Origin of the sequence: Bacillus sp. UNC438CL73TsuS30 (genome assembly GCF_000482325.1) — a bacterium.
In the GTDB taxonomy this organism is placed as follows: Bacteria; Bacillota; Bacilli; order Bacillales; family Cytobacillaceae; genus Neobacillus.
Window position 1 is genome coordinate 145,395 of the sequence record NZ_KI535297.1, and the last position, 12,838, is coordinate 158,232.

General features: G+C 37.5%; 15 protein-coding genes and 1 pseudogene. 15 read left to right on the forward strand and 1 reads right to left on the reverse strand.

Annotated features, from left to right (window positions below; genetic code table 11):
- Nucleotides 1-4: 4 nt before the first annotated feature.
- The 11 genes from M028_RS0124580 to M028_RS0124630 all read left to right on the forward strand — a co-directional run bounded on the left by M028_RS0124580 (nt 5) and on the right by M028_RS0124630 (nt 7,212).
- Complete coding sequence (locus M028_RS0124580; RefSeq protein WP_026576210.1) at nt 5-763, forward strand: alpha/beta hydrolase; 759 nt, start codon at nt 5-7, stop codon at nt 761-763.
- A 310-nt stretch (nt 764-1,073) separates the two neighbouring features.
- On the forward strand, nt 1,074-1,352 hold the full coding sequence (locus M028_RS0124585) for a glutaredoxin family protein (protein ID WP_026576211.1): 279 nt from the start codon (nt 1,074-1,076) through the stop codon (nt 1,350-1,352).
- A 112-nt stretch (nt 1,353-1,464) separates the two neighbouring features.
- Complete coding sequence (locus M028_RS0124590) at nt 1,465-2,280, forward strand: transporter substrate-binding domain-containing protein (protein WP_026576212.1); 816 nt, start codon at nt 1,465-1,467, stop codon at nt 2,278-2,280.
- 35 nt (nt 2,281-2,315) lie between these two features.
- Nucleotides 2,316-3,023: an amino acid ABC transporter permease gene (locus M028_RS0124595; protein WP_026576213.1), complete on the forward strand. Its 708-nt coding sequence runs from the start codon at nt 2,316-2,318 to the stop codon at nt 3,021-3,023.
- 16 nt (nt 3,024-3,039) lie between these two features.
- Nucleotides 3,040-3,750: an amino acid ABC transporter permease gene (locus M028_RS0124600; protein WP_026576214.1), complete on the forward strand. Its 711-nt coding sequence runs from the start codon at nt 3,040-3,042 to the stop codon at nt 3,748-3,750.
- A complete protein-coding gene (locus M028_RS0124605) occupies nt 3,747-4,517 on the forward strand; it encodes an amino acid ABC transporter ATP-binding protein (protein WP_026576215.1) in 771 nt (256 codons plus the stop codon). The genes M028_RS0124600 and M028_RS0124605 overlap by 4 nt, the downstream gene beginning before the upstream one ends.
- Nucleotides 4,518-4,546: 29 nt before the next feature.
- Entirely contained in the window at nt 4,547-5,056 is a 510-nt protein-coding gene (locus M028_RS0124610; RefSeq protein WP_026576216.1) for a GNAT family N-acetyltransferase, read from the forward strand.
- A 63-nt stretch (nt 5,057-5,119) separates the two neighbouring features.
- Nucleotides 5,120-5,326, forward strand: coding sequence for a Fur-regulated basic protein FbpA (locus M028_RS0124615; RefSeq protein ID WP_026576217.1), 207 nt, complete (start codon nt 5,120-5,122; stop codon nt 5,324-5,326).
- 38 nt (nt 5,327-5,364) lie between these two features.
- Nucleotides 5,365-5,925 carry an NADPH-dependent FMN reductase gene (gene ssuE / locus M028_RS31010; RefSeq protein WP_035424650.1) on the forward strand — a complete coding sequence of 187 codons (561 nt, stop codon included), beginning with the start codon at nt 5,365-5,367 and terminating at the stop codon, nt 5,923-5,925.
- 235 nt (nt 5,926-6,160) lie between these two features.
- Entirely contained in the window at nt 6,161-6,787 is a 627-nt protein-coding gene (locus tag M028_RS0124625) for a hypothetical protein (RefSeq protein ID WP_026576218.1), read from the forward strand.
- A 38-nt stretch (nt 6,788-6,825) separates the two neighbouring features.
- Nucleotides 6,826-7,212, forward strand: a complete 387-nt coding sequence (locus M028_RS0124630) for a VOC family protein (protein WP_026576219.1) — start codon at nt 6,826-6,828, stop codon at nt 7,210-7,212.
- A 178-nt stretch (nt 7,213-7,390) separates the two neighbouring features.
- On the opposite strand, the gene M028_RS0124635 is transcribed toward M028_RS0124630, so the two are convergent.
- Nucleotides 7,391-7,954, reverse strand: a complete 564-nt coding sequence (locus M028_RS0124635) for a hypothetical protein (RefSeq protein WP_026576220.1) — start codon at nt 7,952-7,954, stop codon at nt 7,391-7,393.
- A 304-nt stretch (nt 7,955-8,258) separates the two neighbouring features.
- Here M028_RS0124635 and M028_RS0124640 point away from each other — a divergent pair, with 304 nt between their 5' ends.
- The 4 genes and pseudogenes from M028_RS0124640 to M028_RS0124655 all read left to right on the forward strand — a co-directional run bounded on the left by M028_RS0124640 (nt 8,259) and on the right by M028_RS0124655 (nt 12,827).
- A complete protein-coding gene (locus M028_RS0124640; protein WP_026576221.1) occupies nt 8,259-9,248 on the forward strand; it encodes a LacI family DNA-binding transcriptional regulator in 990 nt (329 codons plus the stop codon).
- Nucleotides 9,241-10,119 carry a ribokinase gene (gene rbsK, locus M028_RS0124645; RefSeq protein WP_026576222.1) on the forward strand — a complete coding sequence of 293 codons (879 nt, stop codon included), beginning with the start codon at nt 9,241-9,243 and terminating at the stop codon, nt 10,117-10,119. The genes M028_RS0124640 and rbsK overlap by 8 nt, the downstream gene beginning before the upstream one ends.
- A 1-nt stretch (nt 10,120) precedes the next feature.
- Nucleotides 10,121-10,267, forward strand: a pseudogene (locus M028_RS32390) (RbsD/FucU domain-containing protein); the annotation flags it as partial.
- A 205-nt stretch (nt 10,268-10,472) separates the two neighbouring features.
- On the forward strand, nt 10,473-12,827 hold the full coding sequence (locus M028_RS0124655) for a polyprenyl synthetase family protein (protein WP_035424654.1): 2,355 nt from the start codon (nt 10,473-10,475) through the stop codon (nt 12,825-12,827).
- Nucleotides 12,828-12,838 lie beyond the last annotated feature (11 nt).

Sequence of the window (12,838 nt, forward strand, 5' to 3'; positions counted from 1 at the left end):
ATTGATGAAAGAAAAGTTTCCAATTATTAAGGGGGCAGAAAATTTTAAATTCAAGGGTAACAAAATTGGGATTCTCATTTCACATGGTTTCGTTGGTACACCGCAAAGCGTCCGTTACCTAGGTGAAAGACTGGATGAATTTGGGTATTCTGTTTTGGGTCCTAGATTAAAAGGGCATGGAACCCATTATGCAGATTTGGGGGAATGCACGCATGAAGAATGGTTTGAGTCATTGGAAAAGGGTTATCAAGAATTAAAACAGGAATGTAGAGATGTTTTTGTATTGGGCCAGTCGATGGGTGGTACACTATCGCTTTGGCTTGCTCATAAATATAAGGAAATAAAAGGGATTATCTTAGTTAATCCTGCTTTGACTCTTCCTTCTTTTGAACAATTCAGAGGAAAAGAATTACCCCGTTATGTTAGTGAGGGAAATCCTGACATAAAAGCAAGGGATGCTTACGAAATCACTTATTCAAAAGTACCAATTAAAGCCATTCATCAACTGCAAACACTTATGGACATAACGCCTGCCATATTACCAGACCTACATTGTCCTGTTCTGGGAATGAAGTCAGCAGTAGATCATGTCGTACCACCGGAAAATACGGATTATATTATTGACCACATAGGGTCAACAGAAAAGGAAATGATTGTGCTGCCAAATTCCTATCATGTAGCATCATTGGATTATGACAAGGACGTAATTGTAGAAGGGTGCCATCGTTTCATTCAACAACAAGTAAGTCACCGTGTGGTATAGCTTAGGATTAATGAATTACCTATTCTTCTTATAGTTTTTATGAATGAAAACAATATATTTTTCTATCAGGTAACCTGTAGAATTCCTCTTCTTTACGTGTTAGGATAAAGCACAAGATTAAAAAAGAATTCCTATTAAATAACTCGGAATTAAAAGGAGGATTCTAGAATCAGCAGATCATGACACCAACTGAACAATTTAAGAATTTATGCCGGCTAGACAACTAGAGGCTCTCTATTTAAGATGAAAAATCTTTAATGGGGAGCCTTTTTTGTTAATAAAAAATGAATTCTGAAAGGGGGGAATAAAAATGGGTAAAGAATTATCCGTAGTGGTCTGGGCGAAAGAGGGTTGTCACTATTGTGGGGAGGTAAAACAATATTTACAGGATAAAGGAATAAAATATGAAACAGTTGATGTTACCCATCATGATGAGCGCAGAGATATTTTAAAGATTAAGTATGGTGTTCGTCATGTACCTGTTGTTGAAATAGGTCAGGGGGATGTATATGAAGGTGTAACAAAAGTAGGGATCGAACATTTAGAAAAAGTTCTAGAGAAAGTTAAGAAGAGTAAATTTTCGGTATAATTCCGACATAAATTATATGTTTAATAGGTGAATGCCTGGGAATTAGTATTTTTTCTATATTCCTTGTGCTAGTTGACGATAATTAGGAATTTAAGGATGGGTGGATTTCGAGATGAAGAAAACAATTGCTATATTTATGACTTTATTACTGGGTTTAATGCTTGGGGCATGCTCCTCACAAGAAACGAAAACAACTTCGAAAGTTAGCTCCAAATCGAAAGTACAAAAAATAATCGTGGGAACAGGAACACAGTTTCCGAATGTCTGCTTTATTGATAAGAATGGAAAGTTAACTGGATATGATGTGGAATTAGTTCGAAAAATTGATGAAAAGTTGCCTGAATATCAATTTGAGTTTAAAACAATGGAATTCTCTAATCTCTTGCTAAGCCTTGAGACGAACAAAATTGATTTTATCGCGCACCAAATGGAAGTAAATAAAGAAAGGCAGGAGAAATTTCTTTTTAACAAAGAGCCTTATAATATATTTCCTCTCAATGTAACAGTTAATAAAAATAATAATGAGATTCATTCTATTAAGGATTTAAAAGGGAAAAAGGTAATCGTGAGTCCGACTAGTAACTCAGCAGTATTTATCGAAAATTATAACAAGGAACATAATGCTGGTATACAAATTGTTTATGCAGGGAATGGGCCGGATTCTACCATTAATCAAATAAAAACAGGCAGAGCAGATGCCACTATTACAACACCATTTTCAGTCGATTTTAATAATAAGGCAGTTGATGCTCAGCAAAAAGTAGTCGGTGAACCGCTCTTAAATTCAAAAGTTTATTTTCTTCTAAGAAAAGATGAAGCACCATTGCAAAAGAGAATTGACGAAGCGCTTGTTGAATTGAAAAAAGAAGGGGTAGTTAGCGAATTAAGTAAAAAATGGTTAGGAGCGGACTACACTGTAAACTTTTAAATAAAGGGAAGTTAGTGTTTGGAGGTTGTCAAAAAATGGCGAAAGCATTTGATCCTTTATTAATTATCGAGTTTTTACCAACCCTCTTGCATTACCTAGGGGTAACGCTTCAGATCTTAGCGGCATCTATTTTACTGGGACTTATCTTCGGTGTAGCAGCCGCTATACCGAGGCTGTTTAAAATTCCTTTATTGAATCAATTAGTGATTCTATATGTTTCGTTTATTCGCGGGACACCGATATTAATCCAATTATTCCTAGTATTTTATGGTCTCCCTGCTGTTCTTATGGTTTTTCATCTTGATATTTCTAAGATGGAGGCCATCTATTTTGTCATTATTACTTATGCAATTAGTAATGGAGCAGGATTTTCAGAAATTTTTCGGGGAGCGATACGCGCCATTGATAAAGGACAGACGGAAGCAGCTTATTCAGTTGGAATGACCAGCACTCAGAACTTCTTTCGAATCGTTTTACCACAGGCTATACGGATTGCTTTTCCGAATATAGCAAACTCAGTTATTGGTTCATTAAAGGATACTTCACTTGCCTTTACCATTGGTGTGATGGATATGGTGGGCAGAGGTGATACGCTTATTTCAGCAACTGCGCATGCCCTGGAGGTATATATTTCCCTCTCGATTATCTATTATGCAGTTGTTCTACTATTTGAGAAGATATTTAAAATACTAGAAAAATATTTCAATCGATATCAGAAAGCTGATTTATCAGTTGCTGCATAAAAAGGGGGAGATTTAAATGACAATTGATATTCCTTTTATTTGGATCGCTTTTAAAGAAATTATTAAGTCTCTTCCCATTACGCTCATTTTAACAATTGTCCCCTTATTGGTTGGTTTTTTAATCGGAATGGGTGTTGCACTAGTAAGGATTTATAAAACAAGGTTTGTATACCAGGCTGCTAATGGGTATGTTTCCTTTTTTAGAGGGACCCCTATTATCATGCATATTATGGTCATATATTATGGAATTCCATTACTAGTGGACCAAGTATCGTCAAGATTTGATTTAAATATCCAATCCAGTAAGATTCCAATTGTTTTGTTTGTTTTAATCGCCTTGTCGTTAGCAGCAGGTGCCTATTTATCCGAAATTATCCGCTCAGGGATTATCAGTGTTTCAACAGGTCAATTGGAAGCAGCTTACTCAGTAGGGATGACTAAGCTTCAAGCAATGGTTCGGATTGTACTTCCACAGGCGTTGGCACAGTCAGTTCCCAATTTTACAAATGTCTTTGTCGGGTTTTTACACACTTCGTCAATCGCCTTTCTTGTATCTGAAAAAGAATTGACAGGAGCTGCCAATATTGTTGCTTCAACCAATTTGAAATTCTTTGAAGCATTTATCGCGGCAGGAATCATCTATTGGGGACTTACAATCATTGTGGAAGGCATTTCATTTTTACTTGAAAAACGGGTGACATTGTATAGTCGAGGAGGCGTGTCATGATTATTTTAAAAGAAATAAAAAAATCGTTTAATAAATTGCCTGTGTTAAAAGGCATTAATCTCAAAATAAACCGAGGAGAGGTGGTTACGATTCTCGGACCAAGTGGTTCAGGGAAAACCACTTTACTACGATGCTTAAATTTTTTAGAAAGGCCCGAAACAGGTATTTTTCAAATGGGCAATATTCAGGTTGATGCTGAAAAGGTTACGAAAAAAGAAATTTTATCTATAAGACAACAAACAGCAATGGTTTTTCAACATTATAATTTATTTGCTCATAAAACTGTGCTAGAAAACGTAATGGAAGGGTTAATTGTTGCAAAAAAAGTAAAGAAAAAGGATGCAAAAATGGTAAGTGAACAAGTGCTTGCAAAAGTCGGTCTCAGTGATAAGTTACATTACTATCCGACTCAACTATCAGGGGGACAGCAACAGAGAGTAGGAATTGCAAGAGCATTGGCATTAAATCCTGAGGTTATTCTTTTTGATGAGCCAACGTCGGCATTAGATCCCGAATTAGTTGGGGAAGTGCTTTCAGTAATTAAAGAAATTGCACAAGAGGGGATTACGATGGTGGTCGTTACACATGAAATGAGTTTTGCTAAAGAGGTGTCTGATCGTGTTTTGTTTATGGATGGAGGAGTAATAGTCGAGGAAGGCACCCCATTGGAGATTTTCCTTGCACCAAAGGAAGAACGGACGCGACGATTCCTACAAAGAATATCGGGAGAATCATTTTTTACTCCCTTAAAAGAGCGGGTGAATTAGTTCATTTTTAAGAAAGGGTGTTATATGTTGTGATTGATCAAATTGTTATAAAAGAATTACTAGAAGAAGAAAAAGAGGCAGTACAGCAATTATTGGTCGAAAGTTATCAACAATATAAGAATGAATATAAAAATGCTCGAGTTTGGGAGGAGTACCTAACTAATATAAAGGCATCTGTGGATAATCCTGAAGTAGAAAAAATCTTAATTGCCAAAAGTAATGACAATATTCTTGGTACCTTACAGCTATTTCTATCCTCAGAAAAGGCCTATCAAAGACCAGAGTTACAGATTTTCTCACCGATTATTCGGCTATTGGCTGTTCACCCGGAAGCAAGGGGACGCGGCATAGCACAAGAATTATTAAAAGCTGGTCTTCAATTCGCAAAGTCTCAAGGAGCAAACAAATTGTATTTGCACACAGGTGATAAAATGCAAAAAGCGATTCGATTGTATGAATGGTTTGGCTTTAAACGAGATCAAACGAAGGAATTTTTTAACCATGATACTTTAGTTAAATGCTATCGTTATGATTTATAAAGTATAAAAACCAAACGAAAAAGTTTCATTTATAGACTAATTATATAAATAGGAGTGATTCGGATGGGGAATATACTTCGGGATGCTGTGGAAAAAAAGCGCAAGCAATTAATCGAAAAGCTAATTGCTTTTAATGTATATAAGAGTGAAGATAAACATCTTTTTGAGTTATCTCTTACGGAATTAGAAACCGAATATAGAACTTTCAAATCTCAACAACACCCCCATGGTAATTTGGGATCCATAAAATTTTCGAATAAGAAAAAATAATAAATCGAGAATTTAATAGAAGAAAGGGCGGTTGAATCATGAGCAATATTACCATTATTTCAGGGAGTCCCTCTGAGAAAACAAGATTAAATGGAGTTTTCCAAGAGGTTTTAACTTATTTTCAAGCAAGTGGGTATACTCCCGAAATCATAAATGTACGCGAGCTTCCACCAGAAGCATTAATTCATGCAAAATTTAATGGTGAAGAAATTTTAGATGCTAATAAGAAGGTAGAGGATTCAAATATTATAGTTATTTTGACCCCTGTTTATAAAGCATCTTTTTCAGGTGTGTTAAAAACTTACATGGATCTCTTGCCACAAAATAGTCTGGAGGATAAGACCATTTTACCCATTGCTGTTGGTGGCACTTTTGGGCATCTATTAATGATTGACTATGCCCTGAAACCTGTACTTACAACGTTGGGGGCAACCCACATTTTAAAAGGAGTATATGTTTTAGATAATCAAGTAAAGAAAATAAGCGATAATCGTTATGAATTAGATTCAGAAGCCAAGAATCGGATAAATACTTCACTAAATTCACTAAATTTCAATAATCCCTCATTATTTACTATTGGTAATGACATAACTATTTAATAATGTATATACCACACCCATTTTTTCTAGTAATGAGTTAGCCAGGCAATATCTTCACTTTTCATACTCCTAAAATAAAAAATGGGATAGCAGAGGCTGTCCCATTTTTTATTTTAGAAGTGACCATTGCATCTTATCACCTAATCGGATGATATAATAAACTTAGAACATTCATATAAGTTGAAAGTGATTGCTTACCATTAGGAAGAATTTTAATAGAGTTGGGTGATTCATTATGGATAAAGCGAAACAATATGTCTGGTACGCTAGTTATGGATCAAATCTAAAGTTTGAACGATTTTTATGTTATATCAAAGGAGGAAGTCCTGAAGGGTCTACTAGAGTGGAGTCAGGATGTAGAGACCGTTCCCTGCCAATTGATGTGTCGGCTTTTACTATACCCTATCCTCTTTATTTTGCAAAAAAGGCAGCAGGCTGGGATTTCCAGGGTGTTGCCTTTATCGGTTTAAAACCAGATCCCGCTAACATGACCTATAGCACGAAATATCTTGTCGCGACTGAACAATTTTTGGATATCGTAAGCCAAGAAAATGGTGGAATTGAAATTGATATTGATCTGAATGAAGTAATCGAGAACAGGTCGACTACTTTTCGATCATCCTGGTACGGAAATATTGTTTACCTTGGCGAGGATAAGGGTTATCCCATTTTCACTTTTACGGCTCCGTGGAATCTAGACGAAGTGGAATGGGAGAAACCTTCACAATCCTATTTATCCACCATTATAAAAGGCCTGCGAAGTAATTATTCAAATATAGAAATCTACGATTACATCCAAAATAAACCAGGCATAAAGGGTTTATATACTGGTGAAGAATTAATGAGTATTGTTTTTAAATAAGTCATGGGATCTGAACTCATAATAAGGGGAGATAGGCAATGATTAGTAAAATGGAACATGTAGCGATAATTGTTACGGATATGGATCGGTCGATTCAGTTTTACACTGAGATTTTTGGATTTAAGGTTCGCCTTCGGGGAAGTAATCCGAATCGGGAAATGGCTTTTATCTATCTAGAATCGCAACCGGATATGGAGATTGAATTGATCCGTGATCTTAAATTTTTAGGAGAATATAGTGACAAGGGAATTGTTAATCATCTTGCCTTCACAGTAACAAATATTGATGAGTCGATTCAGTTTTTAAAGAAAAAGGGAATCGAGTTTTCTGCTGATGAAGTCAAACCAACGCTTGAAGGCGGCCGGATGATTTTATTCCCCGGCCCGGATCAGGAACTTCTACAGCTTGTTGAGCGAGCGAAATAAATGTTTTTTTATATAAAAAGAGGAGCCATTTCGTTATCGAAGGGGCTCCTCTTTATTTTTCCTTTATCATCATTTGTTTACATACTTTATCCCATTTTTCAAAGTAATAAAAAAGAATCCCATCGGGTCCAAAAAAATTAGTATAGGGTTGGTGTATCAAACAGCCATTCCTACTTTGTTATTCAGCGTCTTGTTCTGTCGCCGATGAATCCATTTCAGTTGAAGGATTAATAAGAATGCCATTAATTTCATCTCTTAATACATCTCTGAACACAAAGGCTGCAACTTCATTAAAATTATTATAGAGGTCAGATATGTCGTCGTTAAAAAATTGAATGACACTCTTTGTGAATACAGGATACACCGAAGGAGTATCTGGAGAAAAAAGTTTTGTTTCAGCAAATTTAAAATAGCGATTTGAAGATAATGCCTCTTCAAATAAATCAACAAGACCCTCCGCAGTAAAGGTACGTCCATATGGTCTGACGATGGATTTATCATAAATGACGATTGCATTCACCGTGATATTTCCTAATTCTTTTTGCAGATTTAGAATCGTCGCCAATGCCCGAGCTTTTTTCCGACTGCTAAAAACAATGATAGGGATTAAATATCCTCCATCTTCTGGAAACTCAATTAAGTTAAGCACCTGCACCATGGGATCATTGCCAATTGAATATTTAAGTTCGTTAAAATAAGTATACTGAGGTGGGCTTAACTGAGGCAAATCTGATTGTGTCATTTGTATTCCTCCTTTTCATTCATTCGTATAGTATGAGACGGGTATTTTTCTGAAACGGACAAATAACTATTTTTAAGAATTTTTATGGTGATTTCTTTCTAAGGTACAAATGTAGAGCCTGACACTCAGCGGAGTAAAACAATATTGTACCGGGGGGCTGACCCCATGCTTTAATCTTATTCACTAATGGGCAAATTAATGGTGATAGGAAAGATATCATCTTAAAAGAATTTCTTTATTGCATATATGTTTTTTCTGTGCTAATCTAGATGTGTAATCGGTTACATATAAGAGGTGAAACATAATGGCTACAATACGAGATGTCGCGAAAAAAGCTGGAGTATCTGTAGCGACGGTTTCAAGAGCCTTAAATGATAAAGGTTATATCCATGAAGATACGAGAAAGCTTGTAGAGCAAGCAATTCAAGAATTAAATTACAAACCAAATGAAGTTGCCCGTTCTCTCTATAGGAAAAAATCCAGATTAATCGGCCTATTGCTTCCCGATATTCGAAATCCTTTCTTTCCAGAGCTTGCACGCGGGGTAGAGGACGAGATGCAGGAACATGGTTTACGGCTGATCATTGGGAATGCTGATGAAAAGCCGAAGAAAGAAATTGATTATATTGATACCTTTAAACAAAATAATGTAATCGGTATCATATCCGCAACCAACCAGACAGAAACGAGTCATTATGAAAACTTAGATTTTCCAGTTGTTTTTCTGGATCGGACAGCTAATGAACATCCATCCGTTTATGCAGATGGCTTGGCTGGCGGGAAAATAGCCGCACAAGAAATAATAAAAAGAGGAAGCAAGCGGATTACGTTGCTTCGAGGACCGATTGAATTAGGGACAGCACAAGACCGGTTTAAAGGTGCAATCAATGAGATTTGTAACTATAATGTTAATTTTAATGTGATGACTACGGCTTCTTTTACCTTTGACGATGCTGAAAAAATTGCGAAGGAATTATTTGAAAAATTTCCGGAGACAGACGGAGTGATTGCCAGTAATGATCTTGGTGCTGCAGCTATTTTGCATGAGGCGTTAAGAAGAGGGATTTCTGTTCCGGACGAACTGCAAATTATCGGATATGATGATATCCCGCTCAGCAGCTTACTGTACCCAGCTTTGTCGACGATTCGCCAGCCGGCCTATGATATGGGAAGAGAAGCAGCAAAATTATTGATTCAAATCATAGATGATGAAAAATTGGAACATAAAAATATTCAATTGCCTGTTACATTTATTGAAAGGCAAACAACAAGAAAGGTTGAAGAAAATGGCTAAAATAACCGTAATTGGAAGTTCATCGATGGATTTAGTTGTTACTGCCCCAAGACGTCCAAATAAGGGTGAAACGATTCTTGGTGAATCTTTTAAAACTGTGCCTGGCGGCAAAGGGGCCAACCAGGCAGTCGCTGCTGCAAGATTAGGAGCAGAGGTTTATATGGTTGGATGTGTTGGCAGCGATGCATTTGGAAAAACGATTCTTGATAATTTTAAAAAAAATGGCGTTTTTACCACCTATGTGGAACCGGTTACACATTTGGAAAGTGGAACAGCTCATATTATCCTTGCAGATGGTGACAACAGCATTATTGTTGTGAAGGGTGCAAATAATTGTGTAACACCTAATTTTGTGGAAAAAGCGCTCGATGTAATTCGTAAATCAGATATTGTCTTGATTCAGCAAGAGATTCCTGAAGAAACAATTGAATATGTTTGCGAAAAATGCCATGAATTTGGTGTTCCTTTATTGCTGAATCCTGCACCGGCAAGGCCAATTAGGAAAGAGGTCATTGAGAAGGCAGCCTATCTTACACCGAATGAATCGGAGGCTGCGATCCTATTTGAAAATCAGGACCTACACGTAGTATTAGCGCAATATCCAAACAAAGTGTTTATCACAGAAGGTAAAAATGGCGTTCGCTTTCACGATGGTGAAAAAGAGGTAGTGGTTCCATCTTTTCCGGTAGAAGCCGTTGATACGACAGGTGCAGGCGATACGTTCAATGCTGCCTTTGCCGTGGCATTAGCGGAAGGAAAGAGCTTTGAGGAAAGTGTCCGTTTTGCCAACCGTGCTGCATCGCTATCGGTGACCAAATTTGGTGCGCAGGGCGGTATGCCGACTATAAAAGAAGTAGAGGAGAGTGTGTAACATGAAACGCCATGGAATGTTAAACAGTCATATTTCTAAAATTTTAACCGACCTCGGCCATACAGATTATATTGTCATCGCTGATGCCGGGAGAGATGTGGTTCAAGGTAAAAAGGTAGCAAAAAAAATTCCAGCACCATTGAAACTTGTGACAAAAAGCTAAATGAGTTCTTTCAAAAAGACCTGTTCCTGTAATGAGGGAACAGGTCTTTTCAATTTCCTTTAAGGAAAAGCGTATAAAGCGGTTGTTTTTGGACTATATATAAATATATTTTAATAGGGTCGAGTGAAAATTTTTGTATAATTACTAGATATAGGATATTTTTTTAAAATAGAAAAATAAACTAGAGGGAATGTTTACGATGAATAAGGAACTAATTTATGATACCGATACATGCTATCAGCAGGCTGAAGAGAAGGCTGCAAAATATTTTCAATCACTGTTGACCCAGGTTCAGCAAAAGACTTTTGTTCCTGTCTTAACAAAAGACATTCAGTCCTGGAAACATAATCATATTCATCGTTATCCATCCCTCTCTTTTTTTTCACGTAAAAAGGAAAGAACAGGATATTACAATCATATCCGCTGGCTTGATTATACAGGAAAACTAGATCCCTATTTAGATCGAAGTATCTCATATATATTTATGCGGGATCTGGGTAAAGCCTTGGATTCCCCTGACACACAAAAGAGGATCCGTCAGGTAGTTGATCACTTGAAAAATCAACTCACACAACCTGTCAAAACGGAAATGTATAGTTTGGCCGGAATGTACCGGTGGGGCCAGAAGGAACGTATTGAATCTACGATTATCTGGTTAATTAATAAACTTAAAACGGTTTCAGAAATAATTCCAAAGGGGATGGACGCGGAAAATGCCCAGCGGAAATTAATTAAAATTATTGGCGGTGTCGTCATGCATGTGACGGAAGAGATGGACAAGGAGATTTCGCCGGAAGAACGTTCCCGCAAACTGGATGAAGCGATTCGACTGGGTTATTCCTATGGACTTACCTACCCTTTTATTGACGACCTTCTCGATGCCAAAGTCTTATCTGATGAAGAGAAAAAACAATATTCCAATCTAATCCGGACCACCCTTATTACTGGCGCTGTGCCTGAGCTGGGGGAGTGGGCTTTGGCGATTGAAGACATGATTCGCCCGATTCATTCAGAACTTCGAGAAGCCTTTGAATATATTAAGGCCCATCAACTTCCTGAAACACGTAACAGTTTTTTTGAGCAATCCTTTGTTTTCTTTCATTCTCAGGAAGTGGACCGTGAAAAGAATCTATCCAATCCAAACTATAGCAATGAAGAACTTTATCTTCCTATCATTTTAAAATCTTCTTTTTCCCGATTGATTGCCAGGTCTGTTATTAGTGCCCCTGAGGACGAGGGTTTTGACAACCGTACCTTCTTTTACGGCATTTATAATCAGTTGGCGGATGATTTTACTGATATGTTTCATGATTGGGAGGATGGTGCGGTCACTCCCTATACCTATTATCTAAAATATCATCAGAAGCGTAAGGATCTGATCAATCCCTTCGAGTTATACTGGACGGTTATCTCAAATTTAATTCATAACGTGTATCACTCGGATCTAAAGACTTGTGAAGTAATTCTCGATCGTGCCATTAATGGCCTGAAACGTTTTAAAGAACGAATGGGCACAGAAAAATACAATGAAGTGATGAGGCTATTTGCTTCCGGTGTACCTAAATTCAATCGTCTGATTCAAAAAATGGTCCGAAAAGCAGCGGATGTAGATTTCTTTGATAAACTGCTTCGAGATCATGTAATTACGATGTTGAAAAATGAACAGAAAGAGCAGGATGAATTCTCTACTACGATTGAGCGTATACGTGATCAGATGAACCGACTTTTGCCGATTCCCAAAGTTGAATTTCACGATTCAATCATTGAGGCTGCAAATTATAGCTTGGAAGGGGATGGAAAGCGGCTGAGACCCATTATTACCTGGGTGATGGGGGTTAACGCCTATGGATTTCCTCCGCAAGCGATGGTACCGCTGCTAAAATCTTTGGAATATATGCATACTGCCTCGCTTATTTTTGATGATTTGCCCTCCCAGGATAATGCATCTACGCGCAGGGGGCGTCCTACACTCCATCAGACCTATAATGCGGCTATTGCTGAATTATCCGGCATCTTTTTAATTCAAAAGGCGACAGAAGAACAAGCCTCTATTGACCAGTTTGATGCGAAAACAGTGCTGCAGTTGATTCAGTATTCTTCTCGGGTTACAGAGAGTATGTGTATGGGACAGGCGATGGACTTAGAGTCTAAAGGGAAACCAATGACACTCGAACAATTGAATACGATGTGCTTTTATAAAACGGGAATCGCCTTTGAGGCGTCACTCATCATGCCAGCGATTCTAGCCCAGGTTGAGGAAGCTGAAATGATGGCCTTGAAAAATTTTGCCCGCCATGCCGGCATTGCTTTTCAGATTAAGGATGATTTGCTAGATGTGGAAGGGGATCGGGTCTTACTTGGAAAACCTGTCGGAATAGATGCTAAAAACAATCGGTCGACTTTTGTGTCTATCCTTGGTTTAGAGGGTGCTCGAAAAGCGATGTGGGAACATTACTGTCTTGCAATCGAGGGGTTACAGGAAGTGCCGCGCAATATTACTTTTTTGAAGCATTTATTGAATTATATCGTAAACCGGGAACGTTGATTAAATGAAAA